This window comes from Pseudomonas taiwanensis (assembly GCF_013393345.1).
In the GTDB taxonomy this organism is placed as follows: Bacteria; Pseudomonadota; Gammaproteobacteria; order Pseudomonadales; family Pseudomonadaceae; genus Metapseudomonas; species Metapseudomonas resinovorans_C.
Window position 1 is genome coordinate 210,706 of record NZ_QJRF01000067.1, and the last position, 20,451, is coordinate 231,156.

18 protein-coding genes and 3 tRNA genes are annotated in these 20,451 nt (G+C 61.6%); 8 read left to right on the plus strand and 13 right to left on the minus strand.

Annotated features, from left to right (window positions below; all coding sequences use genetic code 11):
• Positions 1 to 3: 3 nt before the first annotated feature.
• From DM872_RS20410 to DM872_RS20430, 5 genes are all read right to left on the minus strand, one after another.
• Positions 4 to 474 (minus strand): pilus assembly PilX family protein, encoded by a 471-nt coding sequence (locus DM872_RS20410; RefSeq protein WP_179061165.1) that lies wholly within the window; start codon positions 472 to 474, stop codon positions 4 to 6.
• Complete coding sequence (locus tag DM872_RS20415; RefSeq protein ID WP_179061219.1) at positions 474 to 1,505, minus strand: PilW family protein; 1,032 nt, start codon at positions 1,503 to 1,505, stop codon at positions 474 to 476. Before DM872_RS20415 ends, DM872_RS20410 begins: the two co-directional genes overlap by 1 nt.
• Positions 1,502 to 1,972: a type IV pilus modification protein PilV gene (pilV, locus tag DM872_RS20420; protein WP_179061166.1), complete on the minus strand. Its 471-nt coding sequence runs from the start codon at positions 1,970 to 1,972 to the stop codon at positions 1,502 to 1,504. Before pilV ends, DM872_RS20415 begins: the two co-directional genes overlap by 4 nt.
• Entirely contained in the window at positions 1,969 to 2,496 is a 528-nt protein-coding gene (locus tag DM872_RS20425) for a GspH/FimT family pseudopilin (protein WP_179061167.1), read from the minus strand. Before DM872_RS20425 ends, pilV begins: the two co-directional genes overlap by 4 nt.
• 98 nt (positions 2,497 to 2,594) lie before the next feature.
• On the minus strand, positions 2,595 to 3,110 hold the full coding sequence (locus DM872_RS20430; protein ID WP_179061220.1) for a GspH/FimT family pseudopilin: 516 nt from the start codon (positions 3,108 to 3,110) through the stop codon (positions 2,595 to 2,597).
• Positions 3,111 to 3,170: 60 nt separating this feature from the next.
• On the opposite strand from DM872_RS20430, the gene thiO reads away from it, so the two are divergent.
• A complete protein-coding gene (thiO, locus tag DM872_RS20435) occupies positions 3,171 to 4,280 on the plus strand; it encodes a glycine oxidase ThiO (protein WP_179061168.1) in 1,110 nt (369 codons plus the stop codon).
• A 161-nt stretch (positions 4,281 to 4,441) separates the two neighbouring features.
• On the opposite strand, the gene DM872_RS20440 is transcribed toward thiO, so the two are convergent.
• Genes DM872_RS20440 through DM872_RS20450 form a run of 3 tightly spaced genes read right to left on the minus strand, consistent with a single transcriptional unit; the run spans position 4,442 to position 7,609 of the window.
• Entirely contained in the window at positions 4,442 to 5,779 is a 1,338-nt protein-coding gene (locus DM872_RS20440; RefSeq protein WP_179061169.1) for a sigma-54-dependent transcriptional regulator, read from the minus strand.
• A gap of 2 nt (positions 5,780 to 5,781) precedes the next feature.
• Positions 5,782 to 7,383, minus strand: a complete 1,602-nt coding sequence (locus tag DM872_RS20445) for a sensor histidine kinase (RefSeq protein WP_179061170.1) — start codon at positions 7,381 to 7,383, stop codon at positions 5,782 to 5,784.
• Positions 7,373 to 7,609 (minus strand): PP0621 family protein, encoded by a 237-nt coding sequence (locus DM872_RS20450; RefSeq protein WP_077525244.1) that lies wholly within the window; start codon positions 7,607 to 7,609, stop codon positions 7,373 to 7,375. The genes DM872_RS20445 and DM872_RS20450 overlap by 11 nt, the downstream gene beginning before the upstream one ends.
• 172 nt (positions 7,610 to 7,781) lie before the next feature.
• Between DM872_RS20450 and DM872_RS20455 the strand changes: the two genes are divergently transcribed.
• Complete coding sequence (locus DM872_RS20455) at positions 7,782 to 9,413, plus strand: NAD+ synthase (RefSeq protein ID WP_179061171.1); 1,632 nt, start codon at positions 7,782 to 7,784, stop codon at positions 9,411 to 9,413.
• Between the two features lie 64 nt (positions 9,414 to 9,477).
• Here the strand turns inward: DM872_RS20455 and DM872_RS20460 are convergent, their stop codons facing one another.
• Positions 9,478 to 10,497: an outer membrane protein assembly factor BamD gene (locus DM872_RS20460; RefSeq protein ID WP_179061172.1), complete on the minus strand. Its 1,020-nt coding sequence runs from the start codon at positions 10,495 to 10,497 to the stop codon at positions 9,478 to 9,480.
• A gap of 147 nt (positions 10,498 to 10,644) precedes the next feature.
• Here DM872_RS20460 and rluD point away from each other — a divergent pair, with 147 nt between their 5' ends.
• The 3 genes from rluD (at position 10,645) to clpB (ending at position 15,145) form a co-directional block, all read left to right on the plus strand.
• Positions 10,645 to 11,619: a 23S rRNA pseudouridine(1911/1915/1917) synthase RluD gene (gene rluD / locus DM872_RS20465; RefSeq protein WP_218649453.1), complete on the plus strand. Its 975-nt coding sequence runs from the start codon at positions 10,645 to 10,647 to the stop codon at positions 11,617 to 11,619.
• The gene (pgeF, locus tag DM872_RS20470) at positions 11,616 to 12,341 is read left to right on the plus strand and encodes a peptidoglycan editing factor PgeF (RefSeq protein WP_179061173.1); all 726 of its coding nucleotides are present in this window, start codon (positions 11,616 to 11,618) and stop codon (positions 12,339 to 12,341) included. The genes rluD and pgeF overlap by 4 nt, the downstream gene beginning before the upstream one ends.
• A 239-nt stretch (positions 12,342 to 12,580) precedes the next feature.
• Entirely contained in the window at positions 12,581 to 15,145 is a 2,565-nt protein-coding gene (gene clpB / locus DM872_RS20475) for an ATP-dependent chaperone ClpB (protein ID WP_179061174.1), read from the plus strand.
• Positions 15,146 to 15,464: 319 nt separating this feature from the next.
• Here clpB and DM872_RS20480 read toward each other — a convergent pair whose 3' ends face one another.
• A complete protein-coding gene (locus DM872_RS20480) occupies positions 15,465 to 15,806 on the minus strand; it encodes a PilZ domain-containing protein (protein WP_179061175.1) in 342 nt (113 codons plus the stop codon).
• A gap of 20 nt (positions 15,807 to 15,826) precedes the next feature.
• A complete protein-coding gene (locus DM872_RS20485) occupies positions 15,827 to 18,130 on the minus strand; it encodes a DUF1631 domain-containing protein (protein ID WP_179061176.1) in 2,304 nt (767 codons plus the stop codon).
• A 205-nt stretch (positions 18,131 to 18,335) separates the two neighbouring features.
• On the opposite strand from DM872_RS20485, the gene DM872_RS20490 reads away from it, so the two are divergent.
• The 3 genes from DM872_RS20490 (at position 18,336) to DM872_RS20500 (ending at position 18,582) form a co-directional block, all read left to right on the plus strand.
• Positions 18,336 to 18,411: transfer RNA gene (locus tag DM872_RS20490), tRNA-Asn, on the plus strand.
• 9 nt (positions 18,412 to 18,420) lie between these two features.
• Positions 18,421 to 18,497, plus strand: a tRNA-Pro gene (locus DM872_RS20495).
• A gap of 9 nt (positions 18,498 to 18,506) precedes the next feature.
• Positions 18,507 to 18,582: transfer RNA gene (locus tag DM872_RS20500), tRNA-Lys, on the plus strand.
• A gap of 288 nt (positions 18,583 to 18,870) precedes the next feature.
• On the opposite strand, the gene DM872_RS20505 is transcribed toward DM872_RS20500, so the two are convergent.
• A complete protein-coding gene (locus tag DM872_RS20505; RefSeq protein ID WP_179061177.1) occupies positions 18,871 to 20,169 on the minus strand; it encodes an NAD(P)/FAD-dependent oxidoreductase in 1,299 nt (432 codons plus the stop codon).
• A gap of 60 nt (positions 20,170 to 20,229) precedes the next feature.
• The gene (locus tag DM872_RS20510; protein WP_179061178.1) at positions 20,230 to 20,403 is read right to left on the minus strand and encodes a DUF3094 family protein; all 174 of its coding nucleotides are present in this window, start codon (positions 20,401 to 20,403) and stop codon (positions 20,230 to 20,232) included.
• Between the last annotated feature and the right edge of the window lie 48 nt (positions 20,404 to 20,451).

Sequence of the window (20,451 nt, forward strand, 5' to 3'; positions counted from 1 at the left end):
GAATCAGCGAATTTCGCGATCGCGGTAACCTTGGAGGTGAAGTGCGTTCGTGTTCGAGCCGTTCGTGGGAATGCTCGATGGTGTAGTACTTGCGGTATCTGCAAGGCTGGCGCGGCTTGATATGTCGTAGATGACTATTACCGGCGTGCCCGGCTTTACATCCAAGCTATAGCCATCGGCCAGATCACCTGTCGTCTGAACCCTTGTATGTGCGACCCGGCCGCTCGGATAGGTCATTGCTACAACGGTATCAGTCGGTGGTACTGCCTGAGAGTCCAGCGTGTTGACGGTGGCAGCAATTCCACTTTCCGAAGTCTGGAAAGCAATATTATTTTCCTGCGCGTTGTAAGCCATCTTTTCCTGCAATGAGGAAAGGTTTGCTGCAGAAATCGCCAGTAAAGTCAGTAGTAACAAGAGAATCAGGCTGACAAACAGCGCTACGCCTCTCTGATCTTGGATTTTTGAACTGGTCATTAACGGTTTCTCACATCAATGATGGCGTTGTATGCGCGTCGCAGGCGATTCTGATCTGACGTGGGAGGCGTCCAGGTGAGGTTCGTCCCGAGATTAGCAATGGGATAGCTAGCGGTGCTGGATGTGATTGAAGGTGTGTCCGGGCTGGACATCACCAGACTAATTTGTAGTTGGCTAACCTGCGCGCGGAGTGCATCGGTCAGGCTTGATGCATTAATCCATCTGATCTGGTTTCCGGTATTTATCCCATACAGGATCTGGAAGTTATCAACGTCAGCAATCAACGCATCATTATTCTTGTACAAAGTGGATCGGTTGTTGTTCGTGTTATCGCTACGAATGCTGTAAGACGCAGTGAGGATAGGGTGAACACGTGCTCCTTCAGCTATCCCATTGAAGCTTGGGGCAGGGCCCGCATTTCCATTTACAGTAGCTCCACTGATGCTGCTGATCGTGTAGCGCCATCGTGGTGAAGCGTTGGCCCCTAAATCAGTTGGAGCTGCGATGTTGCCAGTAAAGGTCGCAACTCGTTCGCAGTCCGTAATCAGGAATTCTTGACCGTTCCCATTATTGACCCGCAAGTTTCCATTGGTACTTGTAAAGGTAATGGACGACGACGATATGCTGGTCGCTCGACCGTTCACGGGAGAGGCATAGACAATTTCCACTCTGTCGCTACCAGTGTTGGCGGCTTCGCATGTCAACGTTGCTGATTGACTGCAATCCGAGGCTTGGCTGGTTATGGCGTCACGTGGAAACATTCGAAAGGAGTTGGTAATTGAGACATCCGAAGGGCTCGCACAGCCCTGATACCCGAGACGCCTGAAGTCCCTTTTCAGTATTTCTAGCGCGACTCGACTGCTTTCCTGAAGCCTGGCCATCTCGGTATTTGTCCGGCTGCTTGCTTGGGAATTGCTGAAAATCTGGACTACCCCAAGTAGAAGAAGTGAGCTGAGCAGAATCGCTACCATCAACTCGATCAGAGAGAGGCCAGCCTGTCGACCAAAGGCAGGGGTGTGGCGAATTCTCATAGGTCGACTCTCAAGGCAAATGAGCATTGGGGAACATTGTTGACGCGCGGGCAGGACGCGGAACTATCTTCCAGCCAGATGATGGTGATGGTGTATTGGTTTCCGTTTCTGGACGCCGTACCTGTAAGTCCTGCTTGTCCCAAACTGGTAAGCCACTCCCGTACATCCAATGTGGCAGCATTGCTCAGCGAGCAGCCGTTAGAGGATGACTTGCAACCAGGGTCGCTAGGAATGGTAGTGGCCGACGTAACGACGTAATCGTTGGTGGTGGTCGCACGGGTCTTATTTAGACGCATGCGTTCAGCGAAGTCGTAAGCCAGAGTGACTGCCTGGTTGCGTTGAAAGGAACTCTGATTGGACTTCATGCTGGTCATCATGAGCGTGGCCATGCCCAAAAGACCGATAGCCAGTACCAAAAGCGCAATCAATACCTCAATCAATGTGAAGCCACGGCACTTGATTTTCATGGGCATTGTCCGTTCCCCCCGGAACGTGCCTGGCCCGCAATATTGACGGTGACCTGGCGAGAGCTGCCTACACCGCGGCTATCACAGACCCGCAGTGATGACGTTTGGGCCGAGGTTCCGTCGGTCTGGAAATCCACGGAGGTGGCTGCGTTCGCGACCCCTCGAATAGTATTGCCGTCATTAGAGGCTGGAATGATTCGCAGGAGCTCGGCCGTTGCGGCAGACCCATTACCGTCGATGTCACGGAAGGCGATCACACCATTCTCCCAGTCGGTCGTATTGCAGGCCTTGGGGAATGTGGCGTTGTTTGCATCGGTGCTACCGCAAACTCGGGTTAGCGTTCGAGTGGTTACAGCCTCTGACCTGGCATATTGCAGAATTCCAAGGAGGCTGTTGGTCTGAGTGGAGATGCGGCTGTTCAAGATTGCGGTCATGAAACTCGGATAGCCGATGCTGCCGAGTATCGCAACGATGGCAACTACTACCATCAGTTCGATCAGTGTGAATCCATTTCGGGACTGCATTGCGTCACATCCTGTTGGGCCCACCTGCACACTAACTTTTGGGCAGGAAAGTGCCAGTGTACTAGGACAGGCGTACAGAATCCGCGACGAATAACCACTCAGTTGCACCGCGCGTTTTCAAGGGGTGCACGGGTTCTCGGACGACCTGTTACGTTGATCACAATCTGCTGGAGAGGCCGGTTTTGCCGGCATAAGGTCAATGTGCCATTCAGGGAGTGCGTCGTTCCATCGGGCAGGAACTGGAGATAGGTTTTTCGCCTGAAGTTGACCCAGAACCAGCTATCGCTCTCGGGCAGATCTAACGAAAGCATTATGTCTTCGCCAGGGCTCTGCTGCCCATCCTTGTTCTGGTCGTGGAAGACGACGATTTGTCCGCGCCATTCGACGCTCTCTGCACATGGGTTTCCGCCACCACATATAGCTACTACCTTGCGCTCCATCACCGCCTTGCCACGTGCATAATGCAGCGCCCCCAGCAACTGGTTAACGGCTTCGGTCTGGCGATTGCGCTCGACAGTCGAGACAAACGAAGGAAGCGCGGCGCCAAGCAGGATGCCGGCAATGAGCAGACAAAATAGAAGCTCGACCAGCGTATGGCCGTAACGTGATTTCATGGTCGGCGTCCTTGCCGGGGCGGGAATGTGTGTGCGGGCAGTCTAAGGTGGGGTTTTTTGATGCCAACCGATGTAGGAAAAAGCGTCGCCATTGTGGGTGGCGGTGCGATAGGACTTCTGAGCGCCCTGGAGTTGGCGCGCAATGGGCAGCAGGTTTGTCTGCTGGAGCGCGGCGACACGGGGCGCGAGTCTTCCTGGGCGGGGGGCGGTATCGTTTCTCCGCTGTACCCATGGCGATACAGCAGTGCAGTGACGGCATTGGCGCATTGGTCCCAGGACTTTTACCCACAACTCGGTCAGCGATTACTCGCTGAAACCGGGATAGATCCTGAGGTCCACGAGACCGGCCTCTATTGGCTGGATCTGGACGACGAAGCCGAAGCCCTGGCCTGGGCCGCGCGCGAAGGGCGGCCGCTGGCGCCGGTTGACATCGCTCAGGTGCATGCCGCGGTGCCGCCGCTGGGAACGGGATTTCAGCGGGCCATCTATATGTCCGGTGTCGCAAACGTGCGTAACCCGCGCCTGGCGCGAGCGCTGCGTGAAGCGCTGCTGCGGATGCCTAACGTGTCTGTGCAGGAACACTGCGAAGTGCATGGATTCGTTCGTCGGGACGGGCGCGTGATCGGAGTGGAAACGGCCCAGGGCGAAGTGCTGGCGGATCGGGTCGTGCTGGCAGCGGGTGCCTGGAGCGGTGAGCTGCTTGGCCTGCTCGGGCTGACGCTTCCGGTGGAGCCGGTGAAGGGGCAGATGATCCTGTTCAAGTGCGCCGCGGATTTCCTGCCGGCCATGGTGCTGGCCAAGGGGCGTTATGCGATCCCGCGCCGAGACGGTCATATCCTCGTGGGCAGCACGCTGGAGCATGCCGGCTTCGACAAGACGCCCACGGACGATGCACTGGAAAGTCTCAAAGCCTCGGCTTTCGAGCTGTTGCCGCAACTGGCTGAGGCCGAACTGGTGGGGCATTGGGCGGGGCTGCGTCCCGGCTCACCGGAAGGCATTCCCTTCATCGGCCCGGTGCCGGGGGCGGATGGGCTTTGGCTGAACTGTGGTCACTACCGCAATGGGCTGGTGCTGGCACCGGCCTCGTGCCGACTGCTGGCGGACCTGATGCTGGGGCGCGAGCCCATTATTGACCCGGCGCCGTACGCTCCCGCCGATAGATTGGCGTGAGGAATCTATTCGCTGTGCTGAATTGCCAGCGAATGGCTGTTTTTCGCTAGCAAGCTAGCTCCTACAAGGTTCCTGGAACAGCGGTCGATCTCTGGCATAGCCAACCTATTCGCCAGCAAGCTGGCTCCTACTTTTTGCGGGAGCCGGCTTGCTGGTGAATGTCAGTCGATGCCCAGCTTCTTCAGGCGATAGCGCATGGAGCGGAACGTCAGGCCCAGGCGCTGGGCTGCGGCGGTGCGGTTCCAGCGGGTTTCCTCAAGCGCTTGCATGATCAGCTTGCGTTCGATGTCTTCCAGGTAGTCTTCCAGATTGTCGATCTGCGCGAGGTTGGCCTCTCCGCCTTCGATCGCACCGCCCGCTTCGGCCAGCCGCAGGTCGCGTGCCTGGATCTGGTCGTCCTCACAAAGCGTGTAGGCACGCTCGAGCATGTTCTCCAGCTCGCGCACGTTGCCGGGAAAGCGATAGCACTTGAGCTTGTCCAGGGCCTCGGAGGCGAGGCTGGCGGCGGGCAGTCCGCTTTGCTGGGCCAGGCGCTTGAGCATGGTTTCGGCCAGCAGCGGGATGTCTTCCCGACGTTCGCGGAGCGGAGGCACGCTGAGTTCGATCACGTTGAGACGGTAGTAGAGGTCCTGGCGGAAGCGGCCAGCGGCGACTTCAGCGGCGAGGTCCTTGTGGGTAGCGCTGAGGATGCGCACGTCGACGACGACTTCCTGTTGGCCACCCACAGCGCGCACGGCCTTTTCCTGGATGGCGCGCAGCAGCTTGACCTGCATGGCGAGTGGCAGATCGGCCACTTCGTCGAGGAACAGGGTGCCGCCGTTGGCCGCCTGGAACAGGCCCTGTTTGTCCTCGACCGCGCCGGTGAAGCTGCCTTTTTTGTGGCCGAAGAATTCGCTTTCCATCAGCTCGGACGGAATGGCGCCGCAGTTGACCGGTACGAAGGGGCGCTCGGTGCGCGGACCCTGTTCATGGATCAGTCGAGCGACCAGTTCCTTGCCGCTGCCCGATTCGCCGCTGATGTACACGGGCGCCTGGCTGCGGGCGAGTTTCTGGATCTGCTTGCGCAGGGTGCTCATGGGCGGCGAGTTGCCCAGCAAGCGACCATCCACGGGGGCTTCGCCTTCTTCCGGGGTACTCAGGCGCAGTGCGGTGTTGACCAGTTCGCGCAGGCGGCCAAGGTCCACCGGCTTGGTCACGAAGTCGAAGGCGCCGGCCTTGAGTGCGTTCACCGCCGTATCGAGGCTGCCGTACGCGGTGATCATCGCCACAGGCACCATCGGGTGGCGCTGCTGGATGTACTGCACCAGTTCCAGGCCAGTGCCGTCGGGCAGGCGCATGTCGGTCAGGCACAGGTCGAAGGGCTCACGTGCCAGCCACTCGCGGGCTTCCTTGAGGTTGCGGGCGCTGCGCGTGTCGAGCTTCATCCGCCCGAGGGTGATCTCCAGCAGCTCGCGGATATCGGGTTCGTCGTCGACGATCAGGGCTCGTTGTCGGGTCATGGTCAGCTCAGTTTGCGCGGATGGGCGAAGGTGATGCGGAAGCAACTGCCACCTTGTTCGCGCGGTTTGTAGTCGAGGCGGGCCTGGTTGCTCTCGCAGAGTTCGCGGGAGATGTACAAGCCAAGTCCGGTGCCCTTGCTCTCAGTGGTGAAGAAGGGCTCGAAGATATTGTGTACCTGCTCGGGTGGGACGCCGTCTCCGTCGTCTTCCACCTCCAGTACGGGCAGGTCGCTTTCCGGGTCGCGGAAGAGTTTGAGCCAGACCTGGCCCCGGGTGTTCTTCTGGGTGCTGTAGCGCAGTCCGTTCTGCACCAGGTTGGTCAGCACCTGGGTGAGCTGGTGCGGGTCCATGCGGGTCTGCAAGGTGCTGCCGAGCGTTGACAGGTGCAGGGTCTGGTCGGGGCTGGAGGATGTGCGGAACTCGCTGGCGAAACGGGTCAGCCAGTATTTGAGGTCCAGCAACTGGGGCTCGGACTGCCGCCGACGGGACAGCTGCAGCACGTTCTCGATCACCAGGTTCATGCGCCGCGAATGGTCCTGGATGATATGCGCCAGCCGCCGATCAGGACCCTGGAGCTCTTCCGATTCCTGCAGCAGTTGCGCCGCATGGCTGATGGCGCCCAGGGGATTGCGGATCTCATGGGCGATGCCTGCGGTCAGGCGACCGAGGGAGGCGAGCTTCAGCTGCTGGGCCTGCTGGGTGATCTGCGAGATGTCTTCGAGGAAGACCAGGACGTTCTGCTGATTGCCACTCTGCAAGTGAACGAAGCTGGGCTGCAGCGTTGGGCCATTGGCGAACGCCTGGAGGCTCTGCGGGCGCAAAGTGGGGTTGGCCAGCCACTGTTGCAGGCTCTCCAGCAGTTCGGGGCACTGGCCAACCAAAGGGCGTCGGGCCAGCGAATCCTTGCCCAGCAGGGATTGCGCGCCGTTGTTGGCGAGGAGAATCAGGTTCTGCGGGTTGAGTACCAGGATGCCGGTGCGCATGCGTTCGAGAATCTGCGCGTTCAGTGCTTCCAGATTGGCCACATCCGCCGCGCGTTGCTCCGCGAGGTTTTCGCTGAGTTGCAGGCGCCGGCTCAGGCCCTGAAGGAGCAGCGCCGCGGCGAAGCACAAGGCGCCAAAGCCGCCGGCCTGGACGAACTGGCTGGCAGCCTGGGGGTGGCTAATGCTCAGGTAGAAGGTCAGGTAGATCAGCCCTATGGCCGCGACCGCCGCCACCAGCAGGCCGATGCGTCCGCGCAGCAGGATGTTGGAGATGGCGACCGAAACCACGATGAGGTTGGCGATACCGCTGGGGGTGCCACCTGCCGCGAAAAACAGGGCGCACAACAGCAGCACGTCTACCACTGCCAGGCTGAAGACCTGCACCATGCTCCGCGGGCGAGGTACCAGCGCGGCGATCAGGGTGTTGAGGATCAGGTAGAACCAGCTGGCGTTGCGGAACAGCTCCGGTCGCGCCAGGTCCAGGAGGCTGTCGTCCAGTTCACTGGAGATAAGGAGGACCAGTGCCAGGCCGATCAGCAGTCGATACAGGCTGTACAGGCGGAATATGCGCCGGCCCTGGGCGCTGAGTGCAGCAGGGGCGGGGAGGGTATCAGCGCTCACCAGTGCTCTGGTCCTGTTCCAGGTGGGCCCGGCTGCAATACCAGCGATTGTCCTGGGACAGGGCGTGGCTACGGGGGACGTGCACGCCGCATTGAGCGCAGCGCACCATGGGCTGGTTGTCGTCCTGCTGGCGCGGCTGGGGGCGGGGCTTGGAAGGGGTCTTGAAGCGGCGCCACAGCCAGATGGCGGCGAAGATCACGACAATCCAGAACAGCAGGCGAAACATGCCGAAGGTGCTCTCTTCTTGATGGAAAGCTGGCAGTTTAGCCAAGCCGGTTCTCCTCGCACAGAGACCCGTCGCACGCTGTCACGACTTGCATGGTTTCCGCTGCGGGCGCTGCGGAGTATGTTGGCGTTGAGACGTATTCGATGCCTTGTTCAACGCCCGGGAGGCGGTCATGCGCCAGAGCCTGCGAATCGTGATGGCCCAGCTCAATCTCCGAGTCGGTGATGTCCAGGGCAATGTCGAGCGGATGATCGAGGAAGCGAACGCCGCCCGTGAGGCCTGGGAAGCGGATGTCATCGTCTTTCCTGAGCTGTCCCTGTGCGGTTATCCACCGGAGGACCTGCTCCTGCGTTCCAGCATGCAGCGGCGCATCGAGCAGGGGTTGCGGCAACTGCGCGACGAAGTCCGCGGCATCTACCTGGTGGTGGGGTATCCGTGGCTCGAGGAAGAGCTGCGCTACAACGCCTGCGCGGTGATCGCCGATGGCCAGCTGCTGGCCAGCTACTACAAGCAATGCCTGCCCAACTACCGGGTGTTCGACGAAAAGCGCTATTTCGAGCCGGGGCAGCAACCTTGCGTCGTGGATATCAAGGGCGTGCCGGTGGCGCTGGCGATCTGCGAGGACATCTGGTTCCCCGAGCCCATGGCCCAGGCCCGCGCTGCCGGGGCGAATCTGATGCTCAGTCTCAATGCCTCACCCTTCCATCTGGACAAGCAACTGGAGCGCGAGGAAGTGCTGGCGGAGCGGGGCGCCGAGGGTGGGATGCCGATCATCTACGTGAACCAGGTCGGCGGCCAGGACGAACTGGTGTTCGATGGCGGAAGTTGCGTCATGGACGCCAGTGGGATGATCTGCCAGCGCGCGCCAGCGTTCGTCGAAGGCCTGTATCCGGTGGACCTGCAATTGCTGGACGGGCGTTGGCTGCCCCGCCGGACCCACTGCGCCGAGCTGCCGGAGGTGGAAGCCAGCGTTTACCAGGCGCTGGTGGTGGGCGTGCGCGACTATGTGCAGAAGAATGGCTTCAAGGGTGTGGTCCTGGGGTTGTCCGGCGGTATCGACTCGGCGCTGACCCTTGCGGTGGCTGTCGATGCCCTGGGCGCCGAGCGTGTAGAGGCAGTGATGATGCCCTACCAGTACACGTCGCAGATCAGTCTGGAGGATGCCGAGACCGAGGCGCGTCTGCTCGGCGTGGCCTATCGCGTACTTCCCATTGCTCCTGCCCTGGAGGGATTCCAGCAGGTGCTCGCACCGGTATTCGACGGCCATTCCCGCGATGCCAGTGAGGAGAACCTGCAGGCGCGCTGCCGTGGGGCGATCCTGATGGCGATTTCCAATAAGAAGGGCAGCCTCGTGCTGACCACCGGCAACAAGAGCGAGCTGGCCGTGGGCTACGCGACCTTGTATGGCGATATGGCCGGCGGCTTCGATGTGCTCAAGGATGTGCCCAAGACCCTGGTGTTCCGCCTTGCCGAGTACCGCAACAGCCTTGGGCCAGTGATTCCGCCGCGAGTGATCGAAAGGCCGCCCTCTGCGGAGCTGGCACCCGGACAGCGCGATGAGGATTCGCTACCGCCTTATCCGGTGCTGGATGAGCTTCTCAAGCTCTACGTCGAGCACGATCTGTCGGCCAACGCCATCATCGCCGAGGGATTCGATGCGGACATGGTGAATCGCGTGCTGGCCATGGTCGATCGCAACGAACACAAGCGGCGCCAGGCGGCGATCGGCATCCGCGTGACCCAGCGGGGATTCGGCAGGGACCGGCGTTATCCGGTTACCTCCGGGTGGCGGTTGGGGGACTGATGCCGGCGGCTGAAACGAAAAAGGGAGGCCAGTGGCCTCCCTTCTCTATCGCTTGCGGCGTTGTTCAGTCGAACAGGCCGAAGGTCATGTAGCTGAACCAGGAACGATCGTTCTGGTTGGCTTCGGACTCGTGCTCTTCTTCCTGCACTTCGTCCTGGTTCTCTGGCAGCAGTTCTGCAGGAATTTCTTCCTTGGCGTTTTCGTACTGCTTGATCACGTCCTGCGCGGCGCGGGTTTCGCCCGGCGGCAGCGGCGCGTCGCTCTCGATCAGGCCGAGGGTCGACTTGGCCAACCAGGAGCGGTTGTCGGCTTCTTCTTCGCGAGCCACGAACTGCCCGTCAACCAGTTGTGGGTGGTCCGGGTAGTTCAGTTTCAGGGTTTCCAGGCTGGAAGCAGACAGGTCGTTAAGACCCAGGCGTTGGTAGGCTTCGACCATTACGGCCAGGCCGTCGCCGACAGCGGGGGTTTCCTGGAAGTTTTCCACCACGTAGCGGCCGCGGTTGGCAGCGGCGACATAGGCCTGACGGGTCAGGTAGTAGTCGGCAACGTGGATTTCGTAGGCGGCCAGCAGGTTGCGCAGGTAGATCATGCGCTGCTTGGCGTCCGGGGCATAACGGCTGTTCGGGTAGCGGCTGGTGAGCTGGGCGAACTCGTTGTAGGAGTCGCGGGCGGCGCCCGGGTCACGCTTGGTCATGTCCAGCGGCAGGAAACGCGCCAGCAGGCCGCGATCCTGTTCGAAGGATGCCAGGCCCTTCAGGTAGTAGGCGTAGTCGACGTTCGGATGCTGCGGGTGCAGGCGGATGAAGCGCTCCGCGGCAGACTTGGCTGCTTCCGGCTCGACGTTCTTGTAGTAGGCGTAGATCAGCTCGAGCTGGGCCTGTTCGGCATAGCGGCCGAACGGATAGCGGGATTCCAGGGCCTTGAGCTTGGCGATGGCGGGGGTGTAGCTGCTGTTGTCCAGATCGGCCTGGGCCTGCTGATACAGCTCGGCTTCGCTCAGGTTCTCGTCCACCACTTCTTTATTGGAGGAACAGGCGGCGGTGAGGGCGAGAGTGGCGATCAGCAGCAGGTGTTTCACTTGCATGGCGGCTTGCGTCCCTGTGACGGCTGGCTGTCTTGCCTGGAGCCGTCCTGTTATGATGGGCGCCCCGGAACCCCCGGGACAAAGACGCAGTATTTAACCACAAGCGCGTAACCGAAACCAAAGGCTGCGCCCCCTCCGTTGTCGAGCATGTCTTCCAATATCAAGCAGGTCATTCAACTCAGCGCCGAAGTGCCTTCCGAACTGGGCGGGCAACGTCTCGACCAAGTCGCTGCGCAACTCTTTTCCGAGCACTCCCGCTCCCGCCTTTCCGGCTGGATCAAGGACGGGCTTCTCACCGTTGATGGCAGCGTGCTGCGTCCGCGCGACATCGTGTATGGCGGAGCTCAGCTGGAGCTGAATGCCGAGCAGGAGTCCCAGGGTGAGTGGATAGCCCAGGACATCGAGCTGGATATCGTCTATGAAGACGATCACCTGTTGGTGCTGGACAAGCCCGCCGGACTGGTGGTGCATCCGGCCGCCGGCCATGCCGACGGCACGTTGCTGAACGCACTGCTGCACCATGTGCCGGGGCTGGAGAATGTGCCGCGCGCCGGTATCGTCCACCGTCTGGACAAGGACACCACCGGTTTGATGGTGGTCGCCAAGTCCCTCGAGGCCCATACCAGCCTGGTGGCGCAGCTGCAGGCGCGCAGCGTGAGCCGTATTTATGAGGCCGTGGTGGTCGGTGTGATCACCTCCGGTGGCAAGGTGGATGCGCCGATTGGTCGTCATGGCCAGCAGCGCCAGCGCATGGCTGTGGTTGCCGGTGGCAAACCCGCAGTCAGTCATTACCGGGTGCTGGAGCGCTTCCGTTCGCATACGCATACCCGCGTCAAGCTGGAAACCGGCCGTACCCACCAGATTCGCGTGCACATGGCCTATGTGAACTTCCCGCTGGTGGGCGATCCGGTCTACGGCGGTCGTTTCCGCATTCCGCCTGCGGCGAGCCCGACGCTGGTCCAGACGCTCAAAGAGTTTCCGCGTCAGGCCCTGCATGCGCGCTTCCTCGAGCTGGATCACCCAGTGAGCGGTGAGCGCATGAAGTGGGAGTCGCCGCTGCCTGATGACTTCGTCTGGTTGCTGAGCCTGCTGCGCCAGGACCGCGAGTCCTTCGAGCAATGAATACCTGGCTGACGCCCGACTGGCCCGCCCCGGCGCGGGTGAAGGCGTGCGTCACCACTCGCGAGGGTGGATTCAGCCAGTCTCCCTATGACGGCCTGAATCTCGGCAGCCATGTCGGCGATGAGCTGCAGACCGTGGAGCAGAACCGTCTTCTGCTGACCTCCAGCCTGGGCTGCCGCCCCGCATGGCTGAGCCAGGTGCACGGCGTGCGGGTTTCCAGGGCTGATCCGTCCCGAGTGGACGAAGCGGATGCCAGTTGGACCGACGAACCAGGTATTGCCAGCGCGGTGCTGACCGCCGATTGCTTGCCCGCTCTGTTCTGCGACCGCGCCGGTACCAAGGTCGCCGCCGCCCATGCCGGCTGGCGTGGGCTGGCCAATGGCGTACTGGAGGCCACGCTGGATGCACTGGCCCTGCCGCCCGAAGAGGTGTTGGTCTGGTTGGGGCCGGCCATTGGCCCCGCGTCATTCGAAGTCGGCCCCGAAGTGCGCGAGGCCTTCGTCACCCTTCATCCGCAGGCTGAGCAGGCATTCCAGGGCAGTAGCAATGCCGGGAAGTTCATGGCCGACCTCTATCAACTGGCCCGCATCCGCCTGGCCGCGCGAGGTGTGCACGCCGTTTCGGGTGGTGGCTTCTGCACCGTCAGCGACCCGCGCTTCTATTCCTACCGCCGTGCTTCGCGCACCGGCCGTTTCGCCAGCCTGGTCTGGTTGGCCGACTGACTGCCTGTAACGGTCCTGCGCAAGCCATTGGCCTCGGATGATGGGTTTCGTTCCTCAACCCATCCTACGGGGTTTGCAGATTCGCTCCGACAGGCAGTCTGCTGCAACGCCACATGATGCCGGTCAATCGCATAAAGGTTGAATCGCCCAGAATCGTCCCTATCTAAGCTTCATCCCGGCGGGTTTTCGTAATCGGCGCCTTCATCGTGCCGCCCGCTATCTGAAGGAAGGACGAATCCATGCGAATTGACCGTTTGACCAGCAAGCTGCAACTGGCGCTCTCCGATGCGCAGTCCCTGGCAGTTGGCCATGACCACCCCGCTATAGAACCTGTACACCTGGTGCTGGCCCTGCTCGACCAGCAGGGCGGCTCCATCAGGCCGCTGCTGATGCAGGTGGGCTTCGACATCGCGGCGCTGCGTCAGGGCCTGACCCGCGAGCTCGATCATCTGCCGAAGATCCAGAATCCCACGGGCGACGTGAACCTGTCCCAGGACCTGGCGCGCCTGCTCAACCAGGCCGATCGACTGTCCCAGCAGAAGGGCGACCAGTTCATCTCCAGCGAACTGGTGCTGCTCGCCTCCATGGACGAGAACACCCGCCTCGGCAAGCTCCTGCTTGGCCAGGGCGTGACCCGCAAGGCGCTGGAAAATGCCGTCACCAACCTGCGCGGTGGCCAGGCCGTGAATGATCCTAATGTCGAGGAGTCCCGCCAGGCACTGGACAAATTCACCGTCGACCTGACCAAGCGTGCCGAAGAAGGCAAGCTGGACCCGGTGATTGGTCGTGACGACGAAATCCGCCGGACCATCCAAGTCCTGCAACGTCGTACCAAGAACAACCCCGTGCTGATCGGCGAGCCCGGCGTCGGCAAGACTGCCATCGCTGAAGGCCTGGCCCAGCGCATCGTCAATGGCGAAGTGCCGGACGGCCTGAAGGACAAGCGCCTGCTGGCCCTGGACATGGGGTCGCTGATCGCCGGTGCCAAGTTCCGCGGCGAGTTCGAGGAGCGCCTGAAGGGTGTGCTTAATGAACTCTCCAAGCAGGAAGGCCGAGTCATTCTCTTCATCGACGAGCTGCACACCATGGTCGGTGCCGGCAAGGCTGAAGGCGCCATGGATGCGGGCAACATGCTCAAGCCGGCGCTGGCCCGTGGTGAGCTGCACTGCGTTGGCGCGACCACACTGGACGAGTACCGCCAATACATCGAGAAAGATGCTGCGCTGGAACGCCGCTTCCAGAAGGTACTGGTGGATGAGCCGAGTGAGGAAGACACCATCGCCATCCTGCGCGGCCTGAAGGAGCGCTATGAGGTGCACCACGGTGTGACCATCACCGATGGCGCCATCATCGCCGCCGCCAAGCTGTCGCACCGTTACATCACCGACCGCCAGCTACCGGACAAGGCCATCGACCTGATCGACGAAGCGGCCAGCCGCATCCGCATGGAGATCGACTCCAAGCCGGAAGCGCTGGACCGCCTCGATCGTCGCCTGATCCAGCTGAAGATCGAGCGCGAGGCTCTGAAGAAGGAAGAGGACGAAGCCACCCGGAAACGTCTGGCCAAGCTGGAAGAGGACATCCAGAAACTGGAGCGCGAATACGCTGATCTGGAGGAAATCTGGAAGTCCGAGAAGGCCGAGGTTCAAGGCTCGGCGCAGATTCAGCAGAAGATCGAACAGGCTCGTCAGGACATGGAGGCCGCGCGACGCAAGGGTGACCTGCAGCGCATGGCCGAACTGCAATACGGCGTGATTCCGGACCTGGAACGCAGCCTGCAAATGGTTGACCAGCACGGCAAGACCGAAAACCAGCTGCTGCGCAACAAGGTCACCGACGAAGAGATCGCCGAGGTGGTCTCCAAGTGGACCGGCATTCCGGTCGCCAAGATGATGGAAGGCGAGCGCGAGAAGCTGCTGCACATGGAAGAGGGGCTGCACAAGCGGGTCATCGGCCAGCACGAGGCGGTGGTCGCCGTGGCCAATGCCGTGCGTCGCTCCCGCGCCGGCCTGGCCGACCCGAATCGCCCCAGCGGCTCGTTCCTGTTCCTCGGCCCGACCGGGGTGGGCAAGACCGAGCTGTGCAAGGCCCTGGCCGAGTTCCTCTTCGACACCGAGGAGGCGCTGGTGCGCATCGACATGTCCGAATTCATGGAGAAACATTCCGTGGCGCGCCTGATCGGCGCACCGCCGGGCTATGTCGGCTACGAGGAAGGCGGCTACCTGACCGAAGCCGTTCGCCGCAAACCGTACTCGGTCGTGTTGATGGATGAGGTGGAAAAGGCTCACCCGGACGTGTTCAACGTGCTGCTCCAGGTGCTGGAAGACGGTCGCCTGACCGACAGCCACGGCCGCACCGTGGACTTCCGCAACACGGTAATCGTCATGACCTCCAACCTCGGCTCCTCGCAGATTCAGGAACTGGTGGGTGATCGGGAAGCTCAGCGCGCTGCGGTGATGGACGCGGTAAGCATTCACTTCCGTCCCGAGTTCATCAACCGGATCGACGAAGTGGTGGTATTCGAGCCCTTGGGTCGTGACCAGATCGGCGGCATCGCCGAGATCCAGCTGCAACGCCTGCGCAAGCGCCTGGCCGAGCGCGAGCTGAGTCTGGAGCTGAGTCCGGAGTCCCTGGACAAGCTGATTGCCGTGGGTTACGACCCGGTCTACGGTGCCCGACCGCTGAAGCGGGCAATCCAGCGCTGGATCGAGAACCCGCTGGCCCAGCAGATTCTTGCTGGCCAATTCGCGCCGGGTGCCACTATCAAGGCCAAGGTGGAAGGCGAGGAAATCGTCTTTAACTGATTCCCGCTGATACGAAGAAGCCCCGCTATGCGGTAATGCTGTTCAGTTAGCCCCGCCCACGAGGTGTCGCTGTTGTTGTAGGAGCGAGCTTGCTCGCGAAGCTTTCCGGGATATCGCCCATTCGCCAGCAAGCTGGCTCCTACAGCGTTTCCCCGCTGCAGAAACCAAGAACGCCGCTCGCCCGTGAGGGATTAGCGGCGTTCTTATGTGAACAGCATTACCGCTATGCGGGGCTTTTTTTGCTGTGGCTGCATTACGTAGCAGCTGGCTTGCCAGCGAATGGCTCCCTTTTTCGCTAGCAAGCTAGCTCCTACAAGGCTCAGGGCGTACGAATGGATTGCAAGAGGTCTTCCAGTACGATGGCCTGATCTTCGGCCAGATCGATGATGTGGAAGCCCGCCCAGCAGTTGTGCTGATCTTCGCCCATGCGCGTCCACAGGCAATCGGCACCCAGGCGGATTTCCTCCAGCCCTTCCACCCAGGTCAGGGGGACGAGCCGGCATTCCCACACCGAGTCGGCGACCAGTGACAGCTCGCTCAGCAGCATGAAGCCATCCATCGACAAATCGACGATGCGACCCAGGCGCTGTCCCGAGTGCAGATCGAATACTTCCAGCTGTAACTCTGTGGGATGGCGACTGTGCTGGCGACGTTCTTCCATGGCGAACTCCTACGGCGGGCTCAGGTGGTGCGGCCGGTAAAACGCTGCAGTACCCGGTAGATGGCGCCCAGGGCGCGATCCACCAGCGGGGCACCGCGTTCCGGCGGGACCAGGCGGGCCAGTCCTTGCTCCATGTCCAGGGCCAGCTGGGTAATAGGCATGATTGCCACCCGCTGGCCACTGTGGTCGACGAACATATAGTTGCGTGTGGTCGGGCTGTACCAGGACAGTTTGAGGATTCGGCTGTCGGGGCCATCGATGAATTCGAACCAGGTGCCGAACTCCAGGCGGGAGAGCTCCCGGATCAGCGCTTGGGCACGGTTGGAAAGGGTGACCGGGCGCGGTGTGTTGGCCAGATCCGCGTCATCACCGAGCATCTCGCCCAGCTTGCTTTCCGGCAGCGGGCTGTCGATGCGCGCGGCCACCTGGGGCTGCTGTGACTGAACGGCGTGCTGGCAGGCAACCAGGTCCTGAAGCAGGCGGCGGATACCGTCTTCGTGGTAGCCACCGAGCAATTCCAGGCCTTTGCGCAGGTCTTCCAGCATCGGGATACGCAGCTGTTGCAGGCGGGCACGGCCGTCGGCGTCCAGCGGGGTGCCGCTCCAGGCCAACTGTTCGGCGACTTCCACCGAGCGCTGCCATTCGTTGCTGCGGTCGCCGTGGCGGAGCAGGACGAAGACCAGCACGTCGGTCCAGGTGAGTTCGAGGAAGTGCTGGATGATGCCCGGCAGTTCGCGACCGGCGAGGAATCGACCTACTGTATCGACAGCCTGCTGACGGGCGCCGAGCAGCTTGTCGCGACCTTTGGCGGCTTCCACGGCGCGCTGTTCGCGCAGCTCCACCTTGTGCCTCAGCGTGCCGACGTATTCGTTGAACTCATCCAGCAGGCTGTCGAACAGCAGCAGATCGCCACTGAACCCATGGACGACGCGCTCGACGACCCAGTGCATTTTCGCCAGCAGTCCGCGCTCCTCACCCTCGCCGGCGTAGAGCACGCCAGCCTGGGCCATGCAGTTGAGCAGCCGACGGGCCGGATGATGGTGCTGGGTGAACAGCGCCTTGTCCTGCAGGGCAACCTTGAGATAGGGCGTGTGCAGGTGGGAGAGGGCGGTCTTGTAGACGTCGGCCAGGTTGTCGTCGTCGAGGATGAAATCGAAGAGCATGCCCACCAGGTCGATCACGTCGGCTTCGTAATCGGACAGCTTCTGCTGGCCGGGCACGCTGCTGTGGCTTTCCAGTTGTTGTTGCAGGTCGGCTTTCAGGCCCTCGACCCGCTGCGGTTGGCGCAGCTTGCTGGCGAGGTCCTGGGCCGATTGCTGCTGCAGCCGGTTCAGGGCTTCGAGCAATTCGGCCGCGCTATAGGTACGGGTCGCGCCGCGCGGGGCAAAGCTGGTAATACTCGGTGTGCCGCCGGGCAACGGCGCATCGCTGTGGTGCTGGCGGCGCTCACCCAGCAACGCAGCCAGGCCGCTGAACAACTGGCCGGGATCGCTGGGAGGCGCGCCCGTCAGATCCGGCGGGCCGCTGGGCTGAGTGCCCTGTGTCGATTGCGGCGGTTGCTCGGCGGTGGGGGGCTGCTTCGCGGTGGGCGATTGCGGCTGGGCCGCGCTGGTGGAGCGTTGCACGCCGTATTTGAGGTTGGGCAACACGCCAGCCTGGATCAGCCGCTGGTTGAGCGCCTCATAGACGCTGTCCAGGCCGTGCATTACATGCTGGTCGAAGAGCATATAGAGGATGGTCTTGATCCGCAGCGGGAACGGGCAGGGTTCCAGCGCTTCGCGGAAGGCCACCGCTACGGCTTGTGGACCGAAGGGGTTTTCATCATCACCCAGCTTGCGCCCGCCATTGAGCACCGCCAGGCGCTGGTCGAGGGCGAACAGGGATTGCGAGCAGCGCGCCTTGACCCGGCTGACCATATTGGTGACCAGCAGGCTTTCCTCGTACTCGTCGTTTTCCATCAACTGAAGGTGGTCCGCATCCAGCTCGCTGGCCTTCAGCTCGGGTTTCAGCTTTCCACTGAGGAAGTCTTCGAAGGTCTTGGCGATGCGCTGGTGGTAAGCGCGCTCTATCTGGGGACGCTGCTTGCGGATGTCCCGCATGCTATCGAAGAAGAGGGTCTGGACCTGGTTGTTCTCGGCCTTTTCGGCGCATTCGAACAGCGTGTCGTCCACCTGGCCGAATACGCCGGTCAGATGTTCCGCCAGCCGGTTCATGACCAGCTTGCGGCAGCTTTGTACCAATTCACCGAAGCGCGGTTGTATGCCGCGGCTGGCCAGGGTCGTCACGGGGCCGGAAGGGGGTGGAGGGCGATCCTGATTGCTCATAGCTGTCCTGTAGGGAGACAGGCCGCGACCACGACCTGTAACGATCTCACCACGGCTCAGGTATAGCACTCGGACGGCCATCTGCAAATCATTGTAGGAATTCGTTTTTTTAGGGGTTGACAGGGCGTTCGCTATCCGTAAAATGGCGCGCCTCTGAAGCGCTAAACCAAAACGGTGAAGCGAATAAGAGTTGGAAGATCGAAGTTCCGCGATAGCTCAGTCGGTAGAGCAAATGACTGTTAATCATTGGGTCCCTGGTTCGAGTCCAGGTCGCGGAGCCAACTTCCAGACGGGGTATAGCGCAGTCCGGTAGCGCGCCTGCTTTGGGAGCAGGATGTCGGGAGTTCGAATCTCTCTACCCCGACCACCTCATTTTGGGTCGTTAGCTCAGTCGGTAGAGCAGTTGGCTTTTAACCAATTGGTCGTAGGTTCGAATCCTACACGACCCACCATACAAGACCTCTCGAGAGGTCCGAAGAAGCGGTAAGGCGAAAGCCTTACCGCTTTTTTGTTTTCCCGGAAAAAATGCGTGTATGGGGAAGGGCGGGCTGGGTCTGTAGGAGCCAGCTTGCTGGCGAAGCCGGGATTCCCTGGCAAGCCAGCCCCTACGGGCAATGCAGCCTTGTCATTCGTAGATTGGAATCGGGCGAGGCGCCTTGTAGGAGCTTGCTGGCGAACGATGCGATGGAGTTCGCGAGCAAGCTCGCTCCTACTAGTGTGAATGGCGGTTCGGGCGTGCCTCAGTGAAGCTTCAGGCGAGGATCGGTGCTGCGGCCGATGCGATCGCTCAGCATCAGCAGGCCTGTTCGGAAGGCGCCGTAGAGCGCCATCTGGTGCATGCGATACAGCGAGATGTAGAACATCCGCGCCAACCAGCCTTCGAGTTTCACGCTACCCATGAGGTTGCCCATCAAGTTGCCGACGGCGCTGAAGCTCGACAGCGAAATCAGCGAGCCGTAGTCCTTGTACTGATAGTCAGGCAATGGCTGGTCCTGCAGTCGTAACTTGAACGACTTCACCAGCAGCGAGGCCTGCTGGTGCGCGGCCTGCGCGCGAGGTGGCACGTTGCGTTCGGAGCCGTCGCCCATGGGGCAGGCGGCGCAGTCGCCAAAGGCGAAGATGTCGTCGTCGCGAGTGGTTTGCAGAGTCGGGCGCACAACGAGCTGGTTGATGCGGTTGCTCTCCAGTCCATCCAGGTCCTTGAGGAATCCCGGGGCGCGAATACCCGCAGCCCAGACCTTGAGGCTGGCGGGAATATTCTCGCCTTGGGCGGTAAGCAGGCCCTCAGCGGTTACCTCCTTCACTGCCGCGCCGGTCAACACGGTGACGCCAAGCTTCTCCAGGGTACGGTGCACCGGCGCGCTGATGCGTTCCGGCAGTGCTGGAAGAACGCGTGGGCCGGCTTCGATCAGGGTGATGCGCATGTTCTCAGGCTGGATACGATCCAGGCCATAGGCGGCCAGTTCATGGGCCGCATGATGCAGTTCTGCAGCCAGTTCGACGCCAGTTGCACCGGCACCCACGATGGCGACGCTGATCTGGTCGTTCGCGTTCTGCTGGGCATGGGCGCGCAAATAGTGGCTGAGCAGCTTGCGGTGGAAGCGTTCGGCTTGCTCGCGGGTGTCGAGGAAAATGCAGTGCTGGGCCGCGCCTTCGGTACCGAAGTCGTTGGTGGTGCTGCCTACCGCGAGGACCAGGCTGTCATAGGCCAGCTCACGGGCAGGCACCAACTCGCGCCCGTCCTCGTCATGGGTAGCGGCCAGCTGGATGACCTTGCGCTTGCGGTCGAGCCCGCTCATGCGGCCGAGCTGGAACTCGAAGTGGTTCCATTTGGCCTGGGCCACGTAGTTCAGCTCGTTCTCTGTGGAGTTCAGCGAGCCGGCGGCCACTTCATGCAGCAGGGGTTTCCAGATGTGGGTGAGGTTGGCGTCGGCCAGGACGACCTTGGCCAGGCCTTTCTTGCCGAGGGTTCTACCCAGACGGGTAGCAAGCTCCAGGCCGCCGGCGCCGCCGCCGACGATCACGATACGATGGGACATGGGAAAGTCTCGCAAGGCTATAGGAATTCTTTTTCGCCGAGGGCGAGCGCAGGAGGCAGCTCATAGCACCAGTCGGCTCAGGAGGCGGCTGAGGACGCCCAGGACGATGACGATGGCCAGTACGATCCATAGCAGGCGCCATGGGCGGAACGGTTGGCGTTCCACCTGGTGCTGGGGAAGGTTCAGGTACTGGTCGACCTTTTGCTGGTCTTCGGGCGTCAGGCGGCTGGGCATGGGGGCCTCGACTCTGGAGTGGTTGGCATTCTAGCCGGCGAATTCACA

Bases quoted from the DNA above. Each gene is read 5' to 3' on its own strand.
- DM872_RS20450 (WP_077525244.1), bottom strand. From the start codon at position 7,609: ATGTTTCGCCTGCTGTTCTGGATTGTCGTGATCTTCGCCGCCATCTGG.
- DM872_RS20440 (WP_179061169.1), bottom strand. From the start codon at position 5,779: ATGACCCGACAACGAGCCCTGATCGTCGACGACGAACCCGATATCCGC.
- pgeF (WP_179061173.1), top strand. From the start codon at position 11,616: ATGAATACCTGGCTGACGCCCGACTGGCCCGCCCCGGCGCGGGTGAAG.
- DM872_RS20460 (WP_179061172.1), bottom strand. From the start codon at position 10,497: ATGCAAGTGAAACACCTGCTGCTGATCGCCACTCTCGCCCTCACCGCC.
- DM872_RS20510 (WP_179061178.1), bottom strand. From the start codon at position 20,403: ATGCCCAGCCGCCTGACGCCCGAAGACCAGCAAAAGGTCGACCAGTAC.
- DM872_RS20410 (WP_179061165.1), bottom strand. From the start codon at position 474: ATGACCAGTTCAAAAATCCAAGATCAGAGAGGCGTAGCGCTGTTTGTC.
- DM872_RS20505 (WP_179061177.1), bottom strand. From the start codon at position 20,169: ATGTCCCATCGTATCGTGATCGTCGGCGGCGGCGCCGGCGGCCTGGAG.
- pilV (WP_179061166.1), bottom strand. From the start codon at position 1,972: ATGAAAATCAAGTGCCGTGGCTTCACATTGATTGAGGTATTGATTGCG.
- thiO (WP_179061168.1), top strand. From the start codon at position 3,171: ATGCCAACCGATGTAGGAAAAAGCGTCGCCATTGTGGGTGGCGGTGCG.
- rluD (WP_218649453.1), top strand. From the start codon at position 10,645: ATGTCTTCCAATATCAAGCAGGTCATTCAACTCAGCGCCGAAGTGCCT.
- clpB (WP_179061174.1), top strand. From the start codon at position 12,581: ATGCGAATTGACCGTTTGACCAGCAAGCTGCAACTGGCGCTCTCCGAT.
- DM872_RS20455 (WP_179061171.1), top strand. From the start codon at position 7,782: ATGCGCCAGAGCCTGCGAATCGTGATGGCCCAGCTCAATCTCCGAGTC.
- DM872_RS20480 (WP_179061175.1), bottom strand. From the start codon at position 15,806: ATGGAAGAACGTCGCCAGCACAGTCGCCATCCCACAGAGTTACAGCTG.
- DM872_RS20485 (WP_179061176.1), bottom strand. From the start codon at position 18,130: ATGAGCAATCAGGATCGCCCTCCACCCCCTTCCGGCCCCGTGACGACC.
- DM872_RS20415 (WP_179061219.1), bottom strand. From the start codon at position 1,505: ATGAGAATTCGCCACACCCCTGCCTTTGGTCGACAGGCTGGCCTCTCT.
- DM872_RS20425 (WP_179061167.1), bottom strand. From the start codon at position 2,496: ATGCAGTCCCGAAATGGATTCACACTGATCGAACTGATGGTAGTAGTT.
- DM872_RS20430 (WP_179061220.1), bottom strand. From the start codon at position 3,110: ATGAAATCACGTTACGGCCATACGCTGGTCGAGCTTCTATTTTGTCTG.